Source organism: Marinobacter shengliensis (genome assembly GCF_030297115.1).
GTDB lineage: Bacteria > Pseudomonadota > Gammaproteobacteria > Pseudomonadales > Oleiphilaceae > Marinobacter > Marinobacter shengliensis.
The window spans coordinates 652,334-675,283 of the sequence record NZ_AP028062.1 but is presented as its reverse complement, the minus strand read 5'-3'; the positions used below and the strand labels follow the sequence as shown (position 1 = coordinate 675,283).

The following is a 22,950-nucleotide window of genomic DNA, read 5'->3' as shown; positions in this document are numbered from 1 at the left end:
CCTACTTCGGCCCGCGACAATCATTCAAGGTTTTGCACCTGTTCCCGCATTTGCTCGATCAAAACCTTGAGGTCCACCGCCGCGCGGGTAACCGCCGCGTCAATACTTTTACTGCTGAGGGTATTGGCTTCCCGGTTCAGCTCCTGCATCAGGAAATCCAGCCGCCGGCCGATGGCATCATCGTTTTTCAGGGTATCGGTCACTTCACTGATATGAGCCTCCAGCCGGTCCAGTTCCTCGGCCACATCACTCTTCTGCGCCAGCATCACCATTTCCTGGGCCACACGCTCCGGCTCCAGCTCCACTTTTGCTTTATCGAAGCGATCCCGCAGATTCTGCTCCTGGGCGGCCAGCAGCTGCGGCATTTTCTCCCGCACTTCTGCCACCAGCTTGCCCATGGTGGCCAGACGATCCTCAAATAACGGCCTCAAGCGCTCGCCCTCCCGTTCGCGAACGGACATCAGCTCTTGGACCGTGTCTTTGAAAAGGCCGGCAGCCGCCTCTTTCGCCGCGCTGTAGTCTTTCTCCGGCAAAGACATCACGCCTGGCCAACGCAGAATATCCAGTGCATTAATATGGGCGGGGTTATCGAGAATGCGGTTGATGTGGTTGGCTGCCTCGTTCACCGCCTTGGCCATCTCATCGCTGATCTCGAAGCTCTGCACCTCGTTCTCGGCAGACTGCAGGCGCATGGAGATATCCACCTTGCCCCGCTTTAACCCCTGACTACGCAGCTCTTCTCGAAACCGGTTCTCCAGTTCCCTGAACGCCTCCGGCAAACGGAAAGACGGCTCCAGGTAGCGGTGATTTACGGTACGGATCTCACACGTGAGCGTACCCCAGTCACCCTGGGTATCCTTGCGGGCAAAAGCAGTCATGCTGCGGATCATATTGGCTCCATAACCGATGAACAGAAGCATCGAGTTTAACAGGGTATTTGCCCAGGCGGCGAACCCGACCAAAGATCACCCGGCAAGCCCACCGCCCCGTGCTTGCTACGTGTTATACTCGCGGACCTTTCACCGATTCCGACCGGCACCGCCCGGACATGTATTTTCATAGACAGGACACACTATGCGACCAAGTGGCAGAACGCCCGAGCAACCCAGAGACGTCCGCATCACCCGCAACTACACCCGCCATGCCGAAGGCTCGGTACTGGTAGAGTTCGGTGATACAAAAGTCATCTGTACCGCCTCTGTTGAGAACAAGGTACCGCCATTCCTGCGCGGTGAAGGCAAAGGCTGGATCACCGCCGAGTACGGCATGCTGCCCCGCTCCACCGGCAGCCGCATGGGCCGCGAAGCTGCCCGCGGCAAACAGGGTGGCCGCACCGTGGAAATCCAACGCCTGATCGGCCGCAGCCTGCGCGCTGCGGTAGACCTGAGCGCCCTGGGTGAACACTCCATCACCATCGACTGCGACGTTATCCAGGCCGACGGCGGCACCCGAACAGCGGCCATCACCGGTGGCTGCGTGGCATTGGTTGACGCTTTGAACCACCTGGTAGCCACCAAACGCCTGAAGAAATCTCCCCTTGTTCAAATGGTGGCAGCGGTCTCCGTTGGCGTTTACAAAGGCACGCCGGTAGCGGACCTGGACTATCCGGAGGATTCCGAAGCGGAAACCGACATGAACGTCATCATGACCGATAAGGGCGGCTTCATCGAGATTCAGGGAACTGCGGAAGGCTCACCGTTTGAGCAGTCAGAACTGGATTCGATGCTGGCGTTGGCGCGGAAGGCGATTGATCAGTTGTTTGAGCTTCAGAAAGCGGCGCTGGCTGAGTAAGTTAGACGCCAGATGCACAGGTAGCGGGTTCGGAGGGGGAGACCTTTCCGGGACCCTCTCCGGCCAAGGATGGCCGGAGCGGAGCGCACATGGATGTGCTCGTAGCGTGTCCCGGAAAGGTCTCCCCCTCCGGACACGCGGCCCCGCTTCTCAGAGGCCGATTTCGATGTCGTAATCCATGATCACCGGCGCGTGATCAGAGAAACGGGTGTCTTCATCAATCCAGCCATCACGGATGGTCTTGCGAATACCCGGCGTCAGCAGCTGATAATCCACCCGAATACCCGCCTTCTTGCGGGAACCCTCGGTTTGCTCTGGCCACCAGGTGAACTGATTGCTCTGCTTGTTGATTTCCCGGAAACCATCAATGCAGCCCATCTCATCAAACAGGCGATCAAGCCATGCACGCTCATGGGGCAGGAAACCGGAAAAATCCGTCTTGTGGTACAGCGGGCTGGCGTCCGTCACGTGGTGGGCGGTCTGCAGATTGGCGCAGAAAATAAACTGACGACGCTTGCGCAGGGTCTTCTGCATATGCAGGCCAAAGGCTTCCATGAACTCGTCTTTGTGGTCGAGCACGGTCAGGTCGTCTTCGCCAATCAGCTCGTCCTCCCGACCAAGGGCGCAGGGCGCCAGCACGCAAGCCACGGAGACCTTGTCGAAATCCGCCTGGATAAAGCGACCTTCGCGGTCTGCCTGCTCATTAGCAAACCCGTACATGATGGCCTTCGGAAAATGGCGAGTGTAGATACCCACACCACCGTGTTCGTTCAACTCACCATCAATAAAGTAAGCCTCATAGCCTTCCGGAATCAGGTTTTTGTCTTCTACTTCATAAGCACGCATGCGGTGGTCCTGCACACAGACGACATCAGCGTCCTGCTCTGCAAGCCAGTCAAAAAAACCCTTCTCAACGGCCTGTTCAAGACCATTGACGCTGATTGTAACTACCCGCATACATGTTCCCTGATTCGGTTTGTGTGTATGATACCGGTTTTACGCTTTAATTAAAGATCAAACCCCGCCAGAAGCCTTGCCATGCACGACTATCAGCAAAATTTTATCGAGTTTGCCATTGAGCGGAATGTTCTGCGCTTTGGAGAGTTCACGCTCAAATCCGGCCGAACCAGCCCCTACTTTTTCAACGCTGGGCTATTCAATACCGGAAACGACCTGTTACAGCTAAGCAAAGCCTATGCCGCAGCCATCGAACGCAGCGGCCTGAATTATGACATTATTTTCGGCCCCGCCTATAAGGGCATTCCGTTGGCCACAGTGACCGCTATGGCCCTTGCAACAGACGGTAACAGCAAACCGTTTGCCTTCAATCGCAAAGAAAAGAAAGATCATGGTGAGGGTGGCAATATTGTCGGAGCCCCACTACAAGGTAAGGTACTGATTGTGGATGACGTAATCACTGCCGGCACCGCCATTCGGGAATCCATCGACCTCATTCGTGCCGCTGGCGCGGAGCCCGCCGGCGTGCTGATTGCGTTGGACCGGCAGGAGAAAGGCAATGGCGAGTTATCCGCCATCCAGGAAGTGGAGCAGGAATTCGGCATCCCCGTTGTCAGCATCATTCGTCTTGAGCAGGTACTGGACTACCTGAAGTCCAATCCGGAGTTTGCCGGTCACGCGGAAACAGTGGCCAGCTACCGGGACCGTTACGGAGTCTGACCATGCACCACCGTGTGTCCAAATCAACGGTTATTGCCAGCCTGGCCGCAGCAGGACTGCTGCTGTCCGCCAGTGTGCAGGCCAATATGTATCGTTACACGGATGACAACGGTCAACTGGTGATCAGTAGCACCATCCCGCAGGAGGCTACCAAACGCGGCTACGACATCCTCAGCACCAATGGCCGGGTGATTGAAACCATTCCACCCGCCCCCACAGCCGAGGAAATCGCCGCCCGGGAAGCGGAAAAAGAGCGCCAACGTCAGGCCGAGATTCAACAGGAGCAGGATCGCCAGCTGTTGAAGCGCTTCAGCCATCCAGACCAGGCTGTTCGCGCCATGCATCGGAAGATTCGCGAGCTGGAAGGGATCATCCAGTTAAAGCGCGGCAATATTTCCGTGATTTCCAGTCAACTTGACAACGAGCAAAGCCGGGCAGCCGATATGGAGCGGGCCGGCAGGGATATTCCGGAAGCTACCCTGGAACGGATTCGTCGGCTGGAGTCACAGATCCGCGACGTGGAACGGGAGATTGCCGCCCAACAACAAGACATCAGTGCGATGAAAAAGGAATTTGAGGCGGATATCAAAAGATTGGAAGTCGTTACTGGCCAGGAGCGGACACTCCCCCTGGAGCCGGAATAAACGTTTGTGTTAGCGGAAATGACAAAGGGCGCTCACCAGAGCGCCCTTTGTGGTTACAGCTCGCCGTTATGATCAGGCGGAAGCTGTTTCCTTCTTGGCTGCCGTCTTGCGAGCCGCAGGCTTACGAGCGGCCGGCTTCTTGGCAGTGACTGACTTCTTGGCATCCTGGGCTGCTTCCGCAACGTCTTCGGCGGCGCCGGAAACGGCGTCAGCGCCTTCTGCAGCTTCTTTCTCCAGCTTGGCAACCAGTTCGGCCGCAAAGTTGCCGAAACGGCTGTTCAGGCTACGCAGCTGCTCGAACAGGTTCTCGGAGTAACCAGTGTAACGCTTGCGCAGGGTCTTGACGCTGTATTCGCGGGCTTCCGCTTCCAGCTTCTCTGCGTAATCGAACGGCTTGGAAGCCAGCTTCTTCTGCTGCTCTTCCGCGGCGTTGATGCCTTTCTCAACGATTTCCTGCAGTTGTTCCTGGTAGGATTTAAGTTTACCCATGGTAGTTCTCCTTGATATTAGGATCGTTTCGGCACCACAAGCCCTCGCTTCTGCGTGCCTTTGGTAACTTTCACCTGCCAAGGTACGGATAAAAATTAGAATGTTCATACTAAAACCAGTTTTCGGTTTTTACAGATTGTTCACTTGATCGAAAGGTAGCGGCTGGCATAATCGCATCTTGATTCAGGTAGCCCGTCTCCCGGTTTTATTCAGGCTCCATACGATCAGTAACCAGAGAGCCTTCCACGGCTCCGTATGCGAGTTGACCATGAAAATTCTACTGCCACCCCTGCCCGGCCAGGCTGCGCTTTGCCTTCTGATTATTGCCCTTTCCTCCATGATCACTGGCTGTCAGGAAGACACTCGCGCCAGCAAACTCGACACACAGCGCGCCTCGGAAGTCTCAGATGCCCGGCTGAAACAAGCACAATCAAACCTCCTGGCCACACTGGGGCAATCGCCCACGGCAAAGGAGAGTCAGTATCCTGCGGATAATACCGGAAGCCCCCGCACCCTGGCCTGGAACCCACCGATGACCCGCGAAGATGGCTCGTCACTGGCACCGGGCCAGATCTCTGGGTATCGCATCTATTACCGGATGAAGCACAAGAATGATTTCAATATCATTCCGCTGAACGATGCCAGCACAACCCGTTACCGCCTTGAGGACATGCCCCCCGGCGCCTACGAGTTCTCGATTACGACGGTCGATGTGGATGGGCTTGAAAGCCGACGCTCAGACCCGGTGGAAGTCAACCTGATCTGAGCGCAAAGGAAAGGTGCCAGGTTACCAGCGGAAGATCACCCAGCTTGGAATCAGCAGGTCAGACTCAGTGTCCTGTATCCAGCCACCACCAGATGGTACCAGGTAGTATTCGGGCCCGACGTTAGGCACCACCTTGATTTCCATAAGCTGGCCATTCACGCGGTATTCATAGAACACTTCATTCTCCCCCGGCCGGATCACAATTTCCGGCCCGCCTTCCGGGGGTTGGTAATCGGAAATAACCACAGGCTCCTGGGGCGTGACCACCGGGGTGGCATCCAGCGAGCCTTCTTGCTGCGCCATCACCGGTAATGACACAAGCCCAGCCAACATGGCGGAACAGGCGATTCGTTTCATTTTCGTGGTACCCTTTCGTTCATCTTTCTGGCTAGAGTTGCACAAGCCAACCCACGCTTCAATCAGATTCCGGACCGGCTTTGATATGACTGAGAAAAAGACCCCACCCGTGGTTCTTGTTGACGGATCGTCCTACCTGTTTCGCGCTTACCATGCGCTGCCACCACTGACTACCAGCAAAAACCATCCGACCGGAGCCATCAAGGGCGTTATCAGCATGCTTCGGCGTCTTGAGCAGGATTTCCCCGGCTCCAAGGTGGTGGTGGTGTTCGATGCCAAAGGCAAAACCTTCCGCCATGACATCTATGAAGAGTACAAGGCCAACCGGCCACCCATGCCGGAAGATCTGGCCGTTCAGATCGAACCGATCCACGAAATCGTCCGCGCCATGGGGCTCCCCCTATTGATTGTTCCGGGCGTGGAGGCCGATGACATCATTGGCACCCTGGCCTACGAAGCCACCAGCAAGGGTATCGATGTGGTGGTCTCCACCGGCGACAAAGACATGGCCCAGCTGGTGAGCGATCACGTGACCCTGATCAATACCATGACTGAAACCGCCATGGATCGGGAGGGGGTGATCGAGAAATTCGGGGTGACCCCGGAACAGATCATCGACTACCTGGCCTTGGTGGGTGACAAGGTGGATAACATTCCGGGCGTGAACAAATGTGGCCCGAAAACCGCGGTGAAATGGCTGCAGACTTACAACGATCTCGACAACCTGATCGAACACGCCGACGAAATCAAAGGCAAGATCGGTGAATACCTGCGGGAAGCCGCCGGCACCCTGCCCCTGAGCCGGGAACTGGCCACCATCCGCCTGGATGTCGACCTGGACTTCGGCCTGGAAGATCTGCAGGAGCGGGAACAGGACGACAATTCCCTGCTGGAACTGTTCAAGGAATACGAATTCCGCAGCTGGATTGCTGAGTTGGAGAACACCGAAGGTTCCGCCAGCGACCAACGTGAGCGCTCCACCGAGCAGGAATCCGCAAAACCGGTAGAGAAACAGTATTCCGTGGTTACCGAGCAGGGAGAGCTGGATACCTGGCTGCAACGACTGAAAGCCGCCGACCAATTCGCTTTCGACACCGAAACCACCAGCCTGCGCTATATGGACGCCGAAATCGTGGGTGTGTCTTTTGCTATCGAGCCGGGGGAAGCGGCCTATGTACCTCTGGGCCACGATTACATGGGGGCACCGGATCAACTGGACCGCGACCATGTGCTTAACCAGCTCAAACCCCTGCTGGAAAGCCCGGACGTGAACAAGATCGGCCAGAACCTGAAGTACGACAAGAACGTGCTCGCCAACCATGGTATCCAGCTGGAGGGCATCGGCGACGACACCATGGTGGAGTCCTATGTACTCAACTCAGTGGCCACCCGCCACGACATGGATAGCCTGGCCCGGGAGTATCTGGGCGAGCAAACCATTACTTACGAATCCATCGCCGGAAAGGGCGCCAAGCAGCTCACCTTCAATCAGATTGATCTGGAGAAAGCAGGCCCCTACGCAGCCGAAGACGCCGACATTACCCTTCGCCTGCACCAGACTTTGAGCCCGAAACTGAAAGAAACCGGCAAGCTGGAATCGGTGTACCGGGAGATCGACCTGCCGCTGGTACCGGTGCTGTCACGCATGGAACAAAGAGGCACTCTGATTAGCGCCAGCACCCTGCGCCAGCACAGCCAGGAACTGGCCGAGCGCATGGCGGAACTGGAGAAAGAGGCCCACGAGGTGGCCGGCGAAAGCTTCAACTTGGGGTCCACCAAGCAGTTGCAGGCCATTCTGTACGACAAGTTCGGCCTGCGCGTGATCAAGAAAACTCCGAAGGGTGCACCCTCCACCGCCGAGCCAGTATTGCAGGAACTGGCCCATGAGCACGAACTGCCCCGACTGATTGTAGAGCACCGCAGCCTGAGCAAGTTGAAGTCCACCTACACGGACACCCTGCCAGAGCTGATCCATCACCGCACCGGCCGTGTACACACCTCCTACCATCAGGCGGTGACTGCCACGGGGCGCCTGTCGTCCTCCGAGCCGAACCTGCAGAACATTCCTATCCGCACTCCGGAAGGCCGCCGCATTCGCCAGGCCTTCATCGCGCCGGAAGGCTACAAACTGTTGGCGGCGGACTATTCCCAGATCGAGCTGCGAATCATGGCGCATCTGTCTGGCGACAAGGGCCTGCTGAGGGCCTTCGAACATGGTGAAGACATTCACAAAGCCACCGCCGCCGAGGTCTTCGGCGTGAGCCTGATCGAGGTCAGCTCCGACCAACGCCGCAGCGCCAAAGCCATCAACTTTGGCCTGATATACGGCATGTCGGCTTTCGGCCTGGCCCGCCAGCTGGAGGTCGACCGCAAGACCGCCCAGGAATACATCGACCGCTATTTCGAACGTTACCCGGGCGTACTCAAATACATGGATAACATCCGCAAACAGGCCCACGACGATGGCTACGTGGAAACCCTGTACGGCCGCCGCCTGTACCTGCCGGAGATCAACGCCCGGAACAAACAGCTGCAACAGGCTGCCGAGCGCACCGCAATCAACGCGCCCATGCAGGGGACCGCTGCCGACATAATCAAGCGGGCGATGATCGATGTGGACCAGTGGCTGCACACAGAGCATGCCGACGATGCCTGGATGACCATGCAGGTGCACGATGAACTGATCATCGAAGTGCGGGAAGAGGCTCTGGAGACTGTGCGCAAGGGCCTGGTGCAGCGAATGCAGGCTGCCGCCAAGCTGGACGTACCGTTACTGGTAGAAGCCGGCACTGGCGACAACTGGGACCAAGCTCACTAGACCTGAAACCTAACCCGATAACGCCCTGTTTTTGTTCATTTTCACTGGAAAAGCACAATGACAGGGCACCCTTCCCCCTTCACTCCGCCTTCCCGCTACGTTCAAGCGCCTCCCGATCACGGCACGAAAACTGCACAGATCTGAGGGTCTGGGCTCTTTGATGCCCTATGCCGTGACAGCGATGCGAGGCCTTTCCATGAATTCCGTAGCGAATGAACGCAACTGGTTATTCGACCCATCCCACCTGAAACTGGTGCAACAGTGCCGCCGGCTGATTCAGTCTGAATTCGGGGTAAAGCTCCACCTGAACGAAGACCACCTTGCGGAGCACTTGGCTGAATACGCAGGTAAAACCCGATCGAAGCATCTGGTGCATACCTGGGAAGCGCTTAAACAGAGGGTGCCGGAGCTGGGGCAGATAGATGCAGCGCCAGCCGCTGCCAAAACTTATCGCGGGCAGGAGATTGCTGGTTCAGAGGAGGAGGCAGGCGGGGAAGAAGCCCGACCACGGAAGAAACAGGTTATCTATCGTGGTCAGGTGGTAGGCTGACCCGGACTGGCCGGATCAGCTATCGAGAAGGACAGCCGCTTAGAAGGCCTTGCTGAACTCGATGGCGGCGCTCCAGGCGCTCAGGTCGTATTCCGCCTGATAGTTGGATGCACCGAAGTTCGGATCTTGCTGAGTCGGATTCTCATGCTGATAGAACACTTCGTCTACTTTGGCGTTGCCGTCAAAGATCAGGGTCCCGACTGCTGCATCAACCGTCCAGCCACTATTGACGTCTTTCCACTGGGTGCCCAGTGTCAGCCAGTGACGATCCGTTGACGGAATACGGGCGGTAACGTACTCACCAACTGGTGATTCGTCATAGGCATAGCCTGCTTTGAAAGCCCAGGCCGGGGTAGCTTGCCATATCCCACCAACATTGAATTGCCAGGTATTACCCCACTTTTCCGTAGTGTGGCTAATCACCGCACCCGGAACGCCCGCGATCTCTCCATTAGGGTCACGGCTAATGATGTCCAGTTCCTCGAAGCGACTCCAGCGAGAGTATGTTGCACCCGCCAACAGGGTTACATCATCTGTCAGTTTATGGCGCGCCCCCACAGTAATGCTCTCGGGAATCGCCAGGGGCACCTCAACCTTTTCATTCAGGGTTGTTGTTACTCCAGGCATACCTGGGACGGGAACACCCGTCACCTCCATATCACCCTTAAGGTTGAGTTCTGTACCGGTTTGCGCCGTCATGCCAAACTGGGTTTTGTCAGACAGTTCGTACAGGAAACCAACGCGAAAGGTCACACCAATATCATCGCCTTCTATGTCAGCGTAGGGTTCTGCGCCGACCGGGAGCGGCTCCGCACTCGGCCCAAGATCCTGATTCCTGGTAAGCCGGCCCTCAGCATAGATGATATTCAGCCCGGCACCCATGGACAGGCCCTGACCATTGTTAACGGCGATCGAGGGTGTAAACGCAATGGCGGTTAACTCGGTTTTGTCCGCAAAAAACCGCCCCACAAAATCATCCTCGTAGTCACCGGCCAGCCCGTAGGGAGCATGAATACCAAAACCGACGTCTACTGAATCACTCACCTCATGGGCCAAGTAGAAATTAGGCAGCCACGCGCCATCGGCTATATCCCCGCCCCGGCCAGCCGGGGTGACAGGATTACCGGATATCCGAGTGGCAGACGCCCCGCCCTTTGCCTCTGCATCAATGTCGAGGTAGGCCGCACCAAACGAAATATTGGTCCCAGACAACTGGCTCATGCCAGCGGGGTTAAAGAATACAATAGTGGCATTCTCGGGGTTAGCCGCCGCACCGGCATTAGCAGTGCCCATGGCACTGGCGCTCTGCTCGTTCAGGGCGAATCCGCCGGCCAAAACAGTGGCTGGGGCGGCGAGAGCTGTCACGGTAGCGAAGCGGATGGCCTTTACGAGGGCATTGGTATTCTTGTGCATGCTGTCTCCTTTGTTAGTCGCGCGCGGAGTATACGCAGGGCAGCACAATGGCCTCAAATGCCAAAACTACTGGTTGCAGGCACTAACAAAGTACGACTTTGGTATTAAGGCGGCCCCGGACAGGGCCGCCTGGAAGGAGGATCGCTGTTCGGTTTCGATCAATCGTCCTGAATGGTGAGCTTGTCGACCGAAGATGACAGCTTGTCGGCACCCTGGGCATCGGCACCGAGCTTGATCATCAGGCGCAGGTCGTTCGCGGAATCCGCGTGGGCCAAAGCGTCTTCATAGGTGATGGAGCCTTCGGCGTACAGCCGGTACAACGCCTGGTCAAACGTCTGCATGCCGGATTCGTTGGACTTGGCCATCAACTCCTTGAGTTTGTGCACTTCGGCTTTCCGAATCAGGTCCGCCACCAGCGGCGTGTTGATCAATACTTCGATTACGGCCTTGCGGCCTTTGCCATCCGGCGTCGGCACCAGCTGCTGAGCCACGATGGCGCGGAGGTTCAGGGAGAGGTCCATCCAGATCTGGTTGTGCTGTTCCGGCGGGAAGAACTGGATAATCCGGTCCAGGGCCTGGTTGGCGTTGTTGGCGTGCAGGGTGGCCAGACACAGGTGGCCGGTTTCTGCGAACTGTACCGAATACTCCATGGTCTGGCGGGTACGCACCTCACCAATCAGGATAACGTCAGGCGCCTGTCGCAGAGTGTTTTTCAGGGCCACCTCGAAGCTTTCGGTGTCGATACCCACTTCCCGCTGGGTGACGATGCAACCCTGGTGCTGGTGCACGAATTCAATGGGGTCTTCGATGGAGATGATGTGGCCGCGGCTGTTGCGGTTACGGTGGCCGAGCATGGCGGCCAGGGAGGTGGACTTACCGGTACCGGTGGCGCCCACAAACATGATCAGGCCACGCTTGGTCATGGCCAGATCTTTGACGATCTCGGGCAGCGCCAGGTCGTCAATCTGGGGAATTTTCACTTCAATCCGTCGCAATACCATGCCGCACAGGTTGCGCTGGAAGAACGCTGACACCCGGAAACGGCCAATGCCCCGGGCACTGATGGCGAAGTTACATTCGTGGGTTTCTTCGAATTCGGCGCGCTGTTTGTCGTTCATGGAGCCGTAGACGAACTCCCGCGTCTGCTCCGGCGTCAGCGCGTTTTTGGTGACCGGGAGCACTTTCCCGTTTACCTTCATGCTCGGCGGCACACCCGCTGTAATAAACAGGTCCGAACCGCCTTTTTCCACCATCAGCCGTAACAGTTTTTCGAATTCCATTTTTTGTACCCAGTCTTCATTGTTTGGTGCCTGGGTGGGGCGGGTGCAGCTTCCCGGGACACGCTGTAAATACGTCCATGTAAGCTTGACTGCAGCATCCATGCTGCAGACAGTCCCGGGAAGCTGCACCCGCCCCACCCGTCAAACTGTATTCGGGGAGTCCGATGAACTCCCCTTCCGCTCCTGGCACCAACGGCACGGCCCGGAGCAATCCAATTAAAAGTTATCAGGCATCTTGGCCTTGGCCCGCGCTGCTTCACGGGAAATAAGACCCTTCTGCAACAGGCGCTCCAGGCACTGGTCCAGGGTCTGCATGCCCAGGGAACCACCAGTCTGAATAGAAGAGTACATCTGGGCAATCTTGTCTTCACGAATCAGGTTACGGATCGCAGACGTACCAATCATGATCTCGTGGGCGGCAATCCGGCCGCCGCCCATCTTCTTCATCAGGGTCTGGGAGATAACCGCCTGCAGGGATTCCGACAACATGGACCGCACCATGGACTTTTCCTCGGCCGGGAACACGTCAACCACCCGGTCGATGGTCTTCGCAGCGGAGGTGGTGTGCAGGGTGCCGAACACCAGGTGGCCGGTTTCGGCGGCGGTCAGGGCCAGGCGAATGGTTTCCAGGTCCCGTAGCTCACCTACCAGGATGATGTCCGGGTCTTCCCGCAGGGCTGAGCGCAGGGCTTCGTTAAAGCCCAGAGTGTCCCGGTGCACTTCCCGCTGGTTAACCAGGCACTTTTTCGAGTCGTGCACGAATTCGATGGGGTCTTCGATGGTCAGCACATGCTCGTAGCGGGTATCGTTGATGTAATCGATCATCGCCGCCAACGTAGTCGACTTACCGGAACCTGTCGGCCCGGTAACCAGTACCAAACCACGGGGAACCGAAGACACGTCCTTGAAAACCTGGCCCATGCCCAGATCTTCCATGGTCAGAACCTTCGAGGGGATGGTCCGGAATACAGCGCCGGCGCCACGGTTCTGGTTGAAGGCGTTTACCCGGAAACGGGCCACACCCGGCACCTCGAACGAGAAGTCGGTTTCCAGGAACTCTTCGTAATCCTTACGCTGCTTGTCGTTCATGATGTCGTAGATCAACCCGTGCACTTCTTTGTGCTCCATCGGGGGAAGGTTGATGCGGCGCACGTCGCCGTCGACACGAATCATGGGGGGCAGACCGGCAGACAGGTGCAAATCCGATGCGCCCTGTTTCGCCGAAAAGGCAAGCAGTTCAGTAATATCCATAGGATTCCTCGGAGGGCTTTTTCTTTTAGTCCAGAAGCGGCAAACTCACACTATGAGCAGCATAGCAGACAACATCGGGAGCGTAACCCGACGCATACAAAAAGCAACATTGAAGGCAGGCCGGGACCCCGGCAGTGTGCGCCTGTTGGCAGTCAGCAAGACACGCCAGCCAGACGAACTCAGGGTCGCGGCCAGTGCCGGCCAGGTTGCCTTTGGTGAAAACTACCTTCAGGAGGCGCTCGACAAGATTGAAGCCCTGAAGGATCTCGATCAGATTGAGTGGCACTTTATTGGCCCCATCCAGTCCAACAAAACCCGGCAAATTGCGGAGATGTTCGCCTGGGTGCACAGCGTTGACCGGCTGAAGATTGCCCGCCGGCTAAGCGAGCAGAGACCTCCCGGTTTACCACCATTGAATCTGTGCCTGCAGGTCAACATCAATGACGAGGACAGCAAATCCGGCTGCACCCTGTCCGAACTGCCCGAACTGGTGGATGAGATCGGCGATTTGCCTAACGTAAAATTGCGAGGGCTTATGGCGATTCCCGATCCAGACCAGTCCGAGGCAGATCTGCGGATGAGTTTTCGCAAGCTGGCCAATACCCTGCGGGAGCTTAAACGGGGGTCTCCTGAGGCGGGCCCGATGGACACACTGTCTATGGGTATGTCGGATGATCTCGAGATCGCCATCGCAGAGGGAGCAACCTGGGTTCGCGTAGGTACCGCTCTATTTGGGGCAAGGCCATCCAAACACAGCCAGAGCTGAAACCGCTGGTTCCTGCTATCATCGCATTCTACGAATTAACTGACCAAAGCCCTGGAGCGACCCTTGAGCACATCACCCACGATTTCTTTTATAGGTGCCGGCAACATGGCCAGCGCCATCATCGGCGGCATGCTGGAGAACGGCTACCAGGCCGGTAATATCTGGGTAAGCGCCCCTGACGATGGCCACCTGCAATCCATCCGGAAGCGTTTTGGTGTCAGCGTTACCACGGACAACCGGTACTGCGCCCAACAGGCGGATATTGTGGTGTTGGCAGTTAAGCCCCAGGTGATGGCGGATGTCTGCCACGACATCGCCCCGGTGGTGCAGAACACCCGCCCGCTGATGGTTTCCATCGCCGCAGGCCTGACCGCTGAGACTCTGGACAACTGGCTTGGCGGCGGCATGCCGCTGGTTCGCGTGATGCCCAACACACCGTCGCTGGTTGGCAAGGGTGCCGCCGGGCTGTTTGCCAACGCACAGGTCAAAGACGCACAGAAGACATCGGTACAGTCGATGTTCGAAAGCATCGGCTCAGCGCTGTGGGTGGACGACGAAGACCAGTTGCACGGCGTTACCGCGCTATCCGGAAGCGGCCCGGCGTATTTCTTCTTGATGCTTGAAGCTCTGGAAGGCGCCGCCACCGAAGCCGGCATCGCACCTGAAACCGCTCGGGCACTGGCTATTCAGACCATGGCGGGCGCGGCCGAAATGGCGGCCCGCAGCGACGATGACCCAGCGCAGCTCAAACGCAACGTCATGTCCCCCGGCGGCACCACCGAGCGTGCCGTGAATACCTTTGAGGACGGCGGCCTGCGGCAACTTGTGAAAAAGGCCTATGGCGCGGCGTTTGATCGCTCCCGGGAAATGTCCAAAGAACTGGCAGATAAACAGTAACCGTTAACGGAGACACAGCTACATGCTGGCAGATATTGTGATTACGATCCTGCTGATCGCGTCCACCTTCTACATGACCATCGTACTGCTGCGCTTCCTGCTACAGCTGGCCCGGGCCGACTTCTATAACCCGATTTCCCAGTTTGTGGTGAAGGCCACCAATCCGCCGCTACGCCCGCTGCGCCGTTTCATTCCCGGCTGGGGCGGCATTGATGGGGCAGCGCTGGTACTTGCTGTCATTATCCAGGCCATTACCTTCTTCCTGATCCTGGTGGCCCTGAACGGCGGGATTCCCGGCATCAATCCGATTACCCTGCTCGTCTGGGCCGTTTTGAATGTGCTCAGCCTGATTGTCAAAATCTACTTCTGGTCAGTGATTGCCGTGGTGGTGGTCAGTTGGATTGCCCCGCAAAGCAGCCACCCGGCTATCCAGCTGGTCGCGCAGATTACCGAGCCGGTCATGCGACCGGTGCGTAGCGTCATGCCTTCCATGGGCGGGTTGGATCTGTCACCAATCATTGTGTTCCTGATACTGAACGTCATCTCTGTGGTGATTGACCATATGAAGATCGCCGCGGGTCTCGGCTCCATCGGCCTTGGAATGTAACCTGCCTCACAGATATACATTCAGTTACAGTTTTATCTATTTCGAAACACCGAAGGCTTCAGCGTCAACAACATGATTCTGAAGCCTTTTTTGCATCAGTTCCCGACCTGCCGTAAAAAATGCCGACTGGCGCACCCCACCCAACTGACTAAAAAGGCTACTATTAACGTCATTTAATCTCGGAAGTCGCGCAGAAGGATTATCCAATGAATCAGCAGGGAACTCTGTCGCAGCAGGTTGAGGCATACCACAACTGGAAGAAAGAGCTGATACGGCAGATTGGCCGGTACCGGCTCTGGCTGCAAGATAACAATCTGTTCTCGGAAGACGTCAGCACCCGAATTCGCCATGGCCTGGAACTGCTCATTGAAGATGAGCTGACCATCGCCTTTGTGGGCGAGTACTCCCGCGGCAAAACCGAGCTGATCAATGCCCTGTTTTTTTCGGAGTACGGTCAGCGCATGCTGCCGTCCCAGGCAGGCCGCACCACCATGTGCCCCACGGAGCTGTTCTTTGATCGCAGCGCCAACCAGAACTACCTGCTGCTCCTGCCCATCGAGACCCGGACCGGCGAACTTTCCCTGCAGCAACTGCGCAAGCAGCCTGAGCGCTGGGTAAAGCACGAGCTGGACGAGCGCAACCCGGAAGTCATGCGCGAAGTGCTGGCCGAGGTTGCCCGCATCAAAAGCGTGACCCCTGACGAAGCGCGCCAGTTGGGCTTTGACGAAGCCATGCTGGAACACGATCGCAACAACCCCGGCAATGTACTGGTGCCTGCCTGGCGCAACGCCCAGATCAGCATTCGCCACCCGCTGTTCGAGCGTGGTCTTCGCATCCTCGACACGCCGGGGCTCAATGCACTGGGCTCCGAGCCTGAGCTGACCATCAGTATGCTGCCCCGCGCCCACGCGGTCATTTTTGTGTTAAGTGCGGACACCGGCGTAACCGCCAGCGATATGACCATCTGGAAGGACCATATCGATACCGAACACGCCGACCACAGGGCCGGCCGGTTTGCCGTGCTGAACAAGATTGATGTGCTGTGGGACGACCTGCAGGGTGAGCAACACACCGCCGATGCCATTGAGCGGGTACGCACCTATACTGCGGAACATCTGAGCATACGCCAGCAAGACGTGATCCCGCTGTCGGCAAAACAGGGACTGCTGGCCCGGGTACGCAAAGACAACGAGCTGTTCGGGCGCTCCAACATCGGCCAGCTCGAGCAACTGATCATTCAGCGCATCCTGATACACAAGGAGCAGTTGATTACCCAGAACCTGATCAACGATCTTCTGGGCATGCTTCAAAACAGTCAGGCGGCCATGCAATACCGGCTTGAATCACTGGAAGAAGAACGCCAGGCCTGTGCCGGCGCCACAATGGACAAGGCCGCCCTCAGCCGGCTGGCAGAGCGCGCGCAGAAAGACTATGACTTCTACTACAAAAAGCTGATCACCCTGCGTTCCTCCCGCCGGCTCATGGATTCCCAGGGAGAGATGCTGAAGAACCTGGTCGCCGAGGATCGTTTTGAAAATCACGCCGCCAAGGTTCGTCACACGATGTCCAAGAGCTGGACGACGGCCGGCATGAACCGGGCCATGGACCATTTCTTTGAACTGTTGGAAAGCGACCTGACCAACCTGCTGGCCGAAGGCCGGCTGGCAGAGAAAATGGTCGGAGCCATCTATCGCCGTTATAACGAAGACACCCGGGCCAGGCACCTGGAGCCCATCCCGCTGCGGGCGGGCCGCCATGTCATCGCCATTCGTGAACTGCGCAAGAAAGCCAAGCGCTTTCGCATCAGCCCGAAAAACCTGCTGACCGAACAGTCCCTGCTGGTGCGCCGCTTCTTCAACGTCATGGTGGGCGAAGCTCGCACCCTTCACGGCCGGGTGCGTAAGGATGTCGAACGCTGGCCCCAGGAAGCTCTGCTGCCGATCATGCAGTATTCCATGGAGCAGAAACAGCTGTTGGAGCACCAGATCCGGCGCCTGCGCGACATGGTCCGCAGCGACCGGGACAGCCGCGCGGAGCGCCAGCGCCTGGATAATGCCATTGCCGACCTGCGTAAACAGCTGGAACTGGCCGACGCCATGATGCGGCAAATCCGCAAGCCGGCCCCCACCATGATTCAGCAGAAAGTGGTCAATATCTCAGGCGCCATCTGAAAGGCCGGGGCCCGCTCGAACACCGCGCGGGCCCCGAAAACGGCACCGCAGCCACGCGCCGGTTGCAGCAACCCCCACCCGCCTTTAAACTGCGATGCTGTCGCGCTTTTCTGAACACTCCAAGGCCAATGGCCAGACACTTGTGGACCGGACCAGGAACTCATCACCGCCATGCCTGATTCCCTGCCCTCGGACTCCGTGGGCCTTGTAAGCCCTCAAACCATTCACTTTGACACGCCGATCGAACTGGCGTGCGGCCAGACCCTGGACAGTTACGACCTGGTGGTGGAGACCTACGGCACCCTGAATCCGGACGCCAGCAACGCGGTGCTGATTTGCCATGCACTCAGCGGCCATCACCATGCCGCGGGCTATCACAGCATGGAAGACAAGAAGCCTGGCTGGTGGGACAGCTGCATCGGCCCGGGCAAGCCCATCGATACCAATCGTTTTTTTGTGGTCAGCCTGAACAATCTGGGAGGCTGCCACGGCAGCACCGGCCCCAATTCCAACAATCCGGTAACGGGCAAACCCTTCGGCCCGGATTTTCCGGTGATTACCGTTGCCGACTGGGTAAAAAGCCAAGCCTACCTGGCGGACCACCTGGGCATTGAACAGTGGGCCGCGGTGGTCGGCGGCTCGCTCGGCGGCATGCAGGCGTTGCAGTGGAGCCTGGACTACCCGGAACGGTTGCGTCACTCGGTGGTAATTGCCTCCACGCCCCGACTCAGTGCCCAGAATATCGCCTTCAATGAAGTGGCTCGCCAGGCCATTACCTCCGACCGGGAGTTCCACGACGGCCGATACTATGATTTTGGCGCGGTGCCTCGCCGGGGCCTGATGCTGGCCCGTATGGTCGGCCACATCACCTACCTGTCCGACGCCTCCATGGGTGAGAAATTCGGCCGGGAGTTGCGGGAAGAGGCCTACAAGTTCGGGTTCGACGCCGAGTTCCAGGTAGAAAGTTACCTTCGTTACCAGGGCGAGCGTTTCTCAGAAAGCTTTGATGCCAACACCTACCTGTTGATGACCCGGGCCCTGGACTACTTCGATCCGGCCTATGCCGCCGGCGGGGATCTGGCCAAGGCTCTGTCACCGGCAAGCTGCGAGTATCTGGTGCTGTCGTTCAGCACCGACTGGCGCTTTTCGCCCGAACGCTCCGAAGAGATGGTGAACGCCATGATCTCTGCCCGCAAGAAGGTCAGCTACGCCGAAATCGATGCCCCCTGGGGCCATGACGCGTTCCTGATTCCAACCCCCAGGTACACCGATATTTTCACCGCCTATATGGACCGGGTGGCACGGGAGGTGGGCGCATGAGACCAGACCTGGAAATCATCCAGCAATGGGTCCAGCCAGGGCATCACGTACTGGACCTGGGTTGCGGCAATGGCACCCTGCTGGACTTTCTTCAGCGGGAGCGAGGCGCCACGGGGTTTGGCCTGGAGATCAATCCGGACCACATCACCACCTGTATGGCGAAAGGGGTGAGCGTGATCGAGCAGAACCTGGACACCCAGGGGCTGGACAATTTTGACGACGGCATGTTCGACGTGGTTCTGATGACCCAGGCCCTGCAAGCGGTGCGGCGACCGGACAAAGTGATCGAAGAGATGCTCCGGGTCGGCCGAGAGGGCATCGTCACCTTCCCCAACTTTGCCCATTGGCGCCTGCGCTGGGGACTGGCTCTGAGTGGCCGTATGCCCGAATCCGACGCACTACCGTATAAATGGTATAACACCCCCAACATACGGCTATGCACCTTCAAGGATTTTGAAGCCTTGTGCCGTCAGAAAGGCATTCGCATCAAGAGCCGCCGGGTGGTAGACGGTCAGCATCAGAACAGCTGGCTGGCCAGGCTCTGGCCGAACCTGTTGGGGGAAATTGCCATCTATCGAATCACGCGGGAGAACCCATGATGATGACTCGTTCGATCACTCGCCTACTGACCCTGACCCTGGGACTGCTGTTATTCGCTCAGGCGCAGGCCGGCCAGGAAGACTTCGGTGACTATCAGGTGCACTGGAGCGTTTTCCCAAGCACCTTCCTTGACCCGGAAGTCGCCAGGGCCAACAATCTGCAACGCAGCCGGGGCATTGGCATCATCAACATTTCCATTATGACCGAAGGTGAGCATGGCCAGATCCGGCCGGTTGGCGGGCAGGTACAGGGCCAGGTTACCAATGACATCCAGCAGGTGAATTTCCTGGCCTTCCGTCGTATTCAGGAGGGTGATGCAGTCTATTTCATCGCCCAGTACCAGTACCGTTCCGGCGACCTGATGACGTTCAACATCACGGCCCGGCCCACTGGCCACAACCGGGATCTGCCAGTTCGTTTCTCCCATACCCTGTTCAATGACTGACACCATGAGCCAGAAATTTGTCATCGCCAGCAATAACAAAGGCAAGATTGCCGAACTGACAGAACTGCTCAGCCCCTTGGGGTTGCAGCCGGTTGCCCAGGGCGAACTTGGCGTGAGCGAGGCCGAAGAACCGGCGGTCACCTTCGTTGAAAACGCTATCCTCAAAGCCCGCCATGCCGCCCGGGAAACCGGGCTGCCGGCCCTGGCAGACGACAGCGGCCTGGCCGTGGATGCCCTCAATGGCGAGCCCGGCGTGCGCTCGGCGCGGTACGCCGGCGACGCCGCTTCCGACGCCGACAACGTGGCGGCACTTCTGGATGCCTTGAACGACGTTCCCGCCGCACAACGCAGTGCCCAGTTCCATTGTGTTCTGGTGTATCTTCGACATGCCGACGACCCCACGCCGATCATTTGCCATGGCCGCTGGCCCGGGCAGATCCTGACCGAGCCCCGGGGTGACGGCGGCTTCGGTTATGACCCTGTATTCCTGGCGCCGGAGTTCAACTGCAGCGCCGCAGAACTGACCCGGGCACAGAAAGGCAAGATCAGCCATCGGGGCCGGGCCCTGGCCAGCCTGCTGGAACAACTCCAGGCGGAGCGGTAAACCCATGACCGCCACCCCGGTTGCGGTCTGCCCGCCACTGAGCCTGTACATCCACGTGCCCTGGTGCGTGCGCAAATGCCCCTACTGTGACTTCAATTCACATGCCGTCAAGAGGGAAATTCCGGAAACGGCCTATCTGAACGCCATTCTGGAGGATCTGGATCAGGACCTGTTCTATATCCTGGGGCGCCCTATCGAAACCGTCTTTATCGGCGGCGGTACTCCTTCCCTGATGAGCGGCGCCTTCTACGAACAGCTGTTCGACGGGCTCCGCCAACGCCTGGCGTTTTCAACCGATGCGGAAATTACCCTGGAAGCCAATCCCGGCACGCTGGAAGCGGGCCGCTTCGAAAGTTTCCGCGCAGCCGGCATCAACCGGCTGTCCATCGGGGTACAGAGTTTTCACCCGGAACACCTGCAATCCCTCGGCCGTATCCACGATCAGGCGATGGCCCACCGGGCCATCGAATCCGCCCGGGCTGCCGGGTTCGACAATTTCAACATCGATCTGATGCACGGCCTGCCGGGGCAAACTCCGGAACAGGCGGTCAGCGACCTGCACGCCGCACTGGCCCACCGGCCAACCCACCTGTCCTGGTACCAACTCACCATTGAGCCGAACACCGAATTTTTCTCGCGACCACCGGCGTTGCCGGACGACGATCGGCTCTGGGACATTTATCAGCAGGGGGCAGCCCATCTTCGGTCAGCGGGCTTCGATGATTACGAGATCTCGGCCTGGAGCTTGCCCGGCCGGGAAAGCAGACATAACCTGAATTACTGGAGCTTTGGCGACTATCTGGCGCTGGGTGCCGGCGCTCACGGCAAAGTCAGCCTGGCCGACGGCCGGATTCTGCGGTACTGGAAAACCCGGCAACCAGACGCCTACCTGCAAAGGATCGGCTCCCGCACCTCCGGTAGCGAAGAGCTGGCACCGGAGGACCGGCCGCTGGAGTTCATGATGAATGCGTTACGCCTGAAACGGGGCACGTCGGAACAACTGTATCTTGAGCGTACAGGTTTACCCTTGTCGTCAGTTGCGGTACAACTTGAGCAATTACGCAAACAACATCTGCTGACCCCTGATCGCCTGCAGGCGACCGAGCAAGGACAGCGTTACCTGAATAGCCTGCTGGAGCACTTCCTCTGATGAATTCAGCTCAGCACACCGTGCCATCCGGGCCTCGCCCGATGAAACCGCCCATGAAGGTATCCATCGTGGTCGCGGTGGCGCTGTTTCTGGTTCTGATGGCCATCAACCAACCCCTGAAGACCGGTTCTGCCCCTCAGGGCATTGTCAGCTTCCAACTGGCAGGCACGGCAGACCAGGCCTACGCCATTATCCGCAGCTGGCGCGAGAACGGCTTGATCTGGGCAAAAGCGTCATTGTGGGTAGACTTTCTGTTTGTCGTGGCTTACCTGGCCGCGCTGTTGCAGTTGACCAGACACTTCACCCGGGACAGGCCCGGCATCCGGGAGCGCAAGGTCGCACGCTGGGTGCGCGCGCTGTTTATCACGGCAGGGCTGAGTGACGTGGCGGAGAACATTGTACTGCTGAACAACCTGAGCCCGCCCACAGACTCCATGAGCATGACCGCCACTATCCTCGCGTTGATCAAATTCACCGGGCTGCTGCTCGGGGTGGCCGGACTTGTCATCATCCGGGCTGCCCGCCGGCATCCGCTGAGCCACTCCTGACACCGTCCCGCCTCAATTGGTGCGATAGAACAACAAATCCCAGACTCCGTGGCCAAGATTTTCACCACGCTTTTCGAATTTGGTGATCGGACGGTCATCCGGGCGCGGTGAGTAGCCACCCTGCTCCTGAGTATTGGCGAACCCTTCCGAATCGTTCATCACTTCCAGCATGTGCTCGGCGTAGTTTTCCCAGTCCGTCGCCAGGTGCAGAATGCCACCAACGCGGAGTTTGTGACGAATCCTCTGAACAAAGTCGTGCTGGATCAGGCGACGTTTGTGGTGCTTTTTCTTGTGCCAGGGGTCCGGAAAGAACACCATCACACGGTCCAGGCTGGCATCTGGTAAGCACAAGTCGATGACGTCATTGGCGTCGATATTGTAAACGCGCACGTTCTCAAGTCCGCGATCCTCCACCTCTTTGAGCAAGGCTCCAACACCGGGCAAGTGCACTTCCACACCGATAAAGTCCTGCTCGGGGGCCGCTTCCGCCATATCCGCCAGGGATTTCCCCATGCCAAACCCAATCTCCAGATTCAGCATGTTGTCCCGGCCAAACACTTCCCTCGGGTCGATCATGCCGTTGTCGCGGGTCAGGCCGTACTTGGGCCAGCTGCGTTCATAGGCTTTTTTCTGACCCTCGGTCATCCGGCCCTGGCGCAAGACAAAACTGCGAACACCGCGGCGGGTGGTGATCGGGTTGTCGCCGGAGGCATCGTGCGTCTCATGCTGGTCAGTCATCTGTGGTCCTCAACCGTCAATGCGGATCTGATTTAGGGAACGTTACCCGCCAGTTTACCAGAGTAGAC

Annotated in this window: 24 protein-coding genes; 16 read left to right on the top strand and 8 right to left on the bottom strand. The window is 58.0% G+C overall.

Annotation, left to right across the window (positions count from 1 at the left end; translation table 11 throughout):
- Positions 1 to 20: 20 nt before the first annotated feature.
- A complete protein-coding gene (locus tag QUE75_RS03085) occupies positions 21 to 890 on the bottom strand; it encodes a YicC/YloC family endoribonuclease (RefSeq protein WP_106694457.1) in 870 nt (289 codons plus the stop codon).
- Between the two features lie 184 nt (positions 891 to 1,074).
- Between QUE75_RS03085 and rph the strand changes: the two genes are divergently transcribed.
- Positions 1,075 to 1,791 carry a ribonuclease PH gene (gene rph / locus QUE75_RS03080; RefSeq protein WP_106694456.1) on the top strand — a complete coding sequence of 239 codons (717 nt, stop codon included), beginning with the start codon at positions 1,075 to 1,077 and terminating at the stop codon, positions 1,789 to 1,791.
- 150 nt (positions 1,792 to 1,941) lie between these two features.
- On the opposite strand, the gene QUE75_RS03075 is transcribed toward rph, so the two are convergent.
- Positions 1,942 to 2,748, bottom strand: coding sequence for an exodeoxyribonuclease III (locus QUE75_RS03075; RefSeq protein ID WP_106694455.1), 807 nt, complete (start codon positions 2,746 to 2,748; stop codon positions 1,942 to 1,944).
- An 81-nt stretch (positions 2,749 to 2,829) separates the two neighbouring features.
- Here QUE75_RS03075 and pyrE point away from each other — a divergent pair, with 81 nt between their 5' ends.
- Both pyrE and QUE75_RS03065 read left to right on the top strand, forming a co-directional pair.
- Complete coding sequence (gene pyrE, locus QUE75_RS03070) at positions 2,830 to 3,468, top strand: orotate phosphoribosyltransferase (RefSeq protein WP_061332566.1); 639 nt, start codon at positions 2,830 to 2,832, stop codon at positions 3,466 to 3,468.
- Positions 3,469 to 3,470: 2 nt separating this feature from the next.
- A complete protein-coding gene (locus tag QUE75_RS03065) occupies positions 3,471 to 4,112 on the top strand; it encodes a DUF4124 domain-containing protein (protein ID WP_106694454.1) in 642 nt (213 codons plus the stop codon).
- A 72-nt stretch (positions 4,113 to 4,184) separates the two neighbouring features.
- On the opposite strand, the gene QUE75_RS03060 is transcribed toward QUE75_RS03065, so the two are convergent.
- The gene (locus QUE75_RS03060) at positions 4,185 to 4,601 is read right to left on the bottom strand and encodes a hypothetical protein (protein ID WP_286253556.1); all 417 of its coding nucleotides are present in this window, start codon (positions 4,599 to 4,601) and stop codon (positions 4,185 to 4,187) included.
- Positions 4,602 to 4,869: 268 nt separating this feature from the next.
- Here QUE75_RS03060 and QUE75_RS03055 point away from each other — a divergent pair, with 268 nt between their 5' ends.
- Complete coding sequence (locus QUE75_RS03055) at positions 4,870 to 5,367, top strand: fibronectin type III domain-containing protein (RefSeq protein ID WP_106694453.1); 498 nt, start codon at positions 4,870 to 4,872, stop codon at positions 5,365 to 5,367.
- Positions 5,368 to 5,388: 21 nt separating this feature from the next.
- Here the strand turns inward: QUE75_RS03055 and QUE75_RS03050 are convergent, their stop codons facing one another.
- Complete coding sequence (locus QUE75_RS03050) at positions 5,389 to 5,724, bottom strand: DUF2782 domain-containing protein (RefSeq protein WP_061332562.1); 336 nt, start codon at positions 5,722 to 5,724, stop codon at positions 5,389 to 5,391.
- A gap of 85 nt (positions 5,725 to 5,809) precedes the next feature.
- Here QUE75_RS03050 and polA point away from each other — a divergent pair, with 85 nt between their 5' ends.
- Both polA and QUE75_RS03040 read left to right on the top strand, forming a co-directional pair.
- Positions 5,810 to 8,542: a DNA polymerase I gene (gene polA / locus QUE75_RS03045; RefSeq protein WP_286253554.1), complete on the top strand. Its 2,733-nt coding sequence runs from the start codon at positions 5,810 to 5,812 to the stop codon at positions 8,540 to 8,542.
- 196 nt (positions 8,543 to 8,738) lie between these two features.
- Entirely contained in the window at positions 8,739 to 9,092 is a 354-nt protein-coding gene (locus QUE75_RS03040; protein WP_106694532.1) for a hypothetical protein, read from the top strand.
- Positions 9,093 to 9,131: 39 nt separating this feature from the next.
- On the opposite strand, the gene QUE75_RS03035 is transcribed toward QUE75_RS03040, so the two are convergent.
- The 3 genes from QUE75_RS03035 to QUE75_RS03025 all read right to left on the bottom strand — a co-directional run bounded on the left by QUE75_RS03035 (position 9,132) and on the right by QUE75_RS03025 (position 13,036).
- On the bottom strand, positions 9,132 to 10,505 hold the full coding sequence (locus tag QUE75_RS03035) for an OmpP1/FadL family transporter (protein ID WP_106694452.1): 1,374 nt from the start codon (positions 10,503 to 10,505) through the stop codon (positions 9,132 to 9,134).
- Between the two features lie 158 nt (positions 10,506 to 10,663).
- Complete coding sequence (locus tag QUE75_RS03030) at positions 10,664 to 11,785, bottom strand: PilT/PilU family type 4a pilus ATPase (RefSeq protein WP_286253551.1); 1,122 nt, start codon at positions 11,783 to 11,785, stop codon at positions 10,664 to 10,666.
- 216 nt (positions 11,786 to 12,001) lie between these two features.
- The gene (locus QUE75_RS03025; protein ID WP_008174189.1) at positions 12,002 to 13,036 is read right to left on the bottom strand and encodes a type IV pilus twitching motility protein PilT; all 1,035 of its coding nucleotides are present in this window, start codon (positions 13,034 to 13,036) and stop codon (positions 12,002 to 12,004) included.
- A 52-nt stretch (positions 13,037 to 13,088) separates the two neighbouring features.
- On the opposite strand from QUE75_RS03025, the gene QUE75_RS03020 reads away from it, so the two are divergent.
- The 10 genes from QUE75_RS03020 to QUE75_RS02975 all read left to right on the top strand — a co-directional run bounded on the left by QUE75_RS03020 (position 13,089) and on the right by QUE75_RS02975 (position 22,144).
- On the top strand, positions 13,089 to 13,802 hold the full coding sequence (locus QUE75_RS03020) for a YggS family pyridoxal phosphate-dependent enzyme (RefSeq protein WP_106694451.1): 714 nt from the start codon (positions 13,089 to 13,091) through the stop codon (positions 13,800 to 13,802).
- 63 nt (positions 13,803 to 13,865) lie between these two features.
- The gene (proC, locus tag QUE75_RS03015) at positions 13,866 to 14,699 is read left to right on the top strand and encodes a pyrroline-5-carboxylate reductase (protein WP_286253545.1); all 834 of its coding nucleotides are present in this window, start codon (positions 13,866 to 13,868) and stop codon (positions 14,697 to 14,699) included.
- 22 nt (positions 14,700 to 14,721) lie between these two features.
- Entirely contained in the window at positions 14,722 to 15,306 is a 585-nt protein-coding gene (locus QUE75_RS03010; RefSeq protein WP_061332558.1) for a YggT family protein, read from the top strand.
- Between the two features lie 206 nt (positions 15,307 to 15,512).
- Positions 15,513 to 17,477, top strand: a complete 1,965-nt coding sequence (locus QUE75_RS03005) for a dynamin family protein (protein ID WP_286253542.1) — start codon at positions 15,513 to 15,515, stop codon at positions 17,475 to 17,477.
- Positions 17,478 to 17,648: 171 nt separating this feature from the next.
- Positions 17,649 to 18,797, top strand: coding sequence for a homoserine O-succinyltransferase MetX (gene metX / locus QUE75_RS03000; RefSeq protein ID WP_286253541.1), 1,149 nt, complete (start codon positions 17,649 to 17,651; stop codon positions 18,795 to 18,797).
- A complete protein-coding gene (gene metW / locus QUE75_RS02995) occupies positions 18,794 to 19,396 on the top strand; it encodes a methionine biosynthesis protein MetW (RefSeq protein WP_061332555.1) in 603 nt (200 codons plus the stop codon). The genes metX and metW overlap by 4 nt, the downstream gene beginning before the upstream one ends.
- On the top strand, positions 19,396 to 19,842 hold the full coding sequence (locus QUE75_RS02990) for a DUF4426 domain-containing protein (protein ID WP_061332593.1): 447 nt from the start codon (positions 19,396 to 19,398) through the stop codon (positions 19,840 to 19,842). The genes metW and QUE75_RS02990 overlap by 1 nt, the downstream gene beginning before the upstream one ends.
- A gap of 4 nt (positions 19,843 to 19,846) precedes the next feature.
- Positions 19,847 to 20,446, top strand: coding sequence for an RdgB/HAM1 family non-canonical purine NTP pyrophosphatase (gene rdgB, locus QUE75_RS02985; RefSeq protein WP_106694531.1), 600 nt, complete (start codon positions 19,847 to 19,849; stop codon positions 20,444 to 20,446).
- A 4-nt stretch (positions 20,447 to 20,450) separates the two neighbouring features.
- The gene (gene hemW / locus QUE75_RS02980) at positions 20,451 to 21,596 is read left to right on the top strand and encodes a radical SAM family heme chaperone HemW (protein ID WP_286253538.1); all 1,146 of its coding nucleotides are present in this window, start codon (positions 20,451 to 20,453) and stop codon (positions 21,594 to 21,596) included.
- A complete protein-coding gene (locus QUE75_RS02975) occupies positions 21,596 to 22,144 on the top strand; it encodes a hypothetical protein (protein WP_106694445.1) in 549 nt (182 codons plus the stop codon). Before hemW ends, QUE75_RS02975 begins: the two co-directional genes overlap by 1 nt.
- Before the next feature lie 12 nt (positions 22,145 to 22,156).
- On the opposite strand, the gene trmB is transcribed toward QUE75_RS02975, so the two are convergent.
- Entirely contained in the window at positions 22,157 to 22,882 is a 726-nt protein-coding gene (gene trmB / locus QUE75_RS02970; RefSeq protein ID WP_061332551.1) for a tRNA (guanosine(46)-N7)-methyltransferase TrmB, read from the bottom strand.
- Positions 22,883 to 22,950: the final 68 nt, after the last annotated feature.

What these genes read in the sequence shown, in the direction of transcription:
- QUE75_RS03085 (WP_106694457.1), bottom strand. Translation starts at nt 890, where the DNA reads ATGATCCGCAGCATGACTGCTTTTGCCCGCAAGGATACCCAGGGTGAC.
- rph (WP_106694456.1), top strand. Translation starts at nt 1,075, where the DNA reads ATGCGACCAAGTGGCAGAACGCCCGAGCAACCCAGAGACGTCCGCATC.
- QUE75_RS03075 (WP_106694455.1), bottom strand. Translation starts at nt 2,748, where the DNA reads ATGCGGGTAGTTACAATCAGCGTCAATGGTCTTGAACAGGCCGTTGAG.
- pyrE (WP_061332566.1), top strand. Translation starts at nt 2,830, where the DNA reads ATGCACGACTATCAGCAAAATTTTATCGAGTTTGCCATTGAGCGGAAT.
- QUE75_RS03065 (WP_106694454.1), top strand. Translation starts at nt 3,471, where the DNA reads ATGCACCACCGTGTGTCCAAATCAACGGTTATTGCCAGCCTGGCCGCA.
- QUE75_RS03060 (WP_286253556.1), bottom strand. Translation starts at nt 4,601, where the DNA reads ATGGGTAAACTTAAATCCTACCAGGAACAACTGCAGGAAATCGTTGAG.
- QUE75_RS03055 (WP_106694453.1), top strand. Translation starts at nt 4,870, where the DNA reads ATGAAAATTCTACTGCCACCCCTGCCCGGCCAGGCTGCGCTTTGCCTT.
- QUE75_RS03050 (WP_061332562.1), bottom strand. Translation starts at nt 5,724, where the DNA reads ATGAAACGAATCGCCTGTTCCGCCATGTTGGCTGGGCTTGTGTCATTA.
- polA (WP_286253554.1), top strand. Translation starts at nt 5,810, where the DNA reads ATGACTGAGAAAAAGACCCCACCCGTGGTTCTTGTTGACGGATCGTCC.
- QUE75_RS03040 (WP_106694532.1), top strand. Translation starts at nt 8,739, where the DNA reads ATGAATTCCGTAGCGAATGAACGCAACTGGTTATTCGACCCATCCCAC.
- QUE75_RS03035 (WP_106694452.1), bottom strand. Translation starts at nt 10,505, where the DNA reads ATGCACAAGAATACCAATGCCCTCGTAAAGGCCATCCGCTTCGCTACC.
- QUE75_RS03030 (WP_286253551.1), bottom strand. Translation starts at nt 11,785, where the DNA reads ATGGAATTCGAAAAACTGTTACGGCTGATGGTGGAAAAAGGCGGTTCG.
- QUE75_RS03025 (WP_008174189.1), bottom strand. Translation starts at nt 13,036, where the DNA reads ATGGATATTACTGAACTGCTTGCCTTTTCGGCGAAACAGGGCGCATCG.
- QUE75_RS03020 (WP_106694451.1), top strand. Translation starts at nt 13,089, where the DNA reads ATGAGCAGCATAGCAGACAACATCGGGAGCGTAACCCGACGCATACAA.
- QUE75_RS03010 (WP_061332558.1), top strand. Translation starts at nt 14,722, where the DNA reads ATGCTGGCAGATATTGTGATTACGATCCTGCTGATCGCGTCCACCTTC.
- QUE75_RS03005 (WP_286253542.1), top strand. Translation starts at nt 15,513, where the DNA reads ATGAATCAGCAGGGAACTCTGTCGCAGCAGGTTGAGGCATACCACAAC.
- metX (WP_286253541.1), top strand. Translation starts at nt 17,649, where the DNA reads ATGCCTGATTCCCTGCCCTCGGACTCCGTGGGCCTTGTAAGCCCTCAA.
- metW (WP_061332555.1), top strand. Translation starts at nt 18,794, where the DNA reads ATGAGACCAGACCTGGAAATCATCCAGCAATGGGTCCAGCCAGGGCAT.
- QUE75_RS02990 (WP_061332593.1), top strand. Translation starts at nt 19,396, where the DNA reads ATGATGACTCGTTCGATCACTCGCCTACTGACCCTGACCCTGGGACTG.
- rdgB (WP_106694531.1), top strand. Translation starts at nt 19,847, where the DNA reads ATGAGCCAGAAATTTGTCATCGCCAGCAATAACAAAGGCAAGATTGCC.
- hemW (WP_286253538.1), top strand. Translation starts at nt 20,451, where the DNA reads ATGACCGCCACCCCGGTTGCGGTCTGCCCGCCACTGAGCCTGTACATC.
- QUE75_RS02975 (WP_106694445.1), top strand. Translation starts at nt 21,596, where the DNA reads ATGAATTCAGCTCAGCACACCGTGCCATCCGGGCCTCGCCCGATGAAA.
- trmB (WP_061332551.1), bottom strand. Translation starts at nt 22,882, where the DNA reads ATGACTGACCAGCATGAGACGCACGATGCCTCCGGCGACAACCCGATC.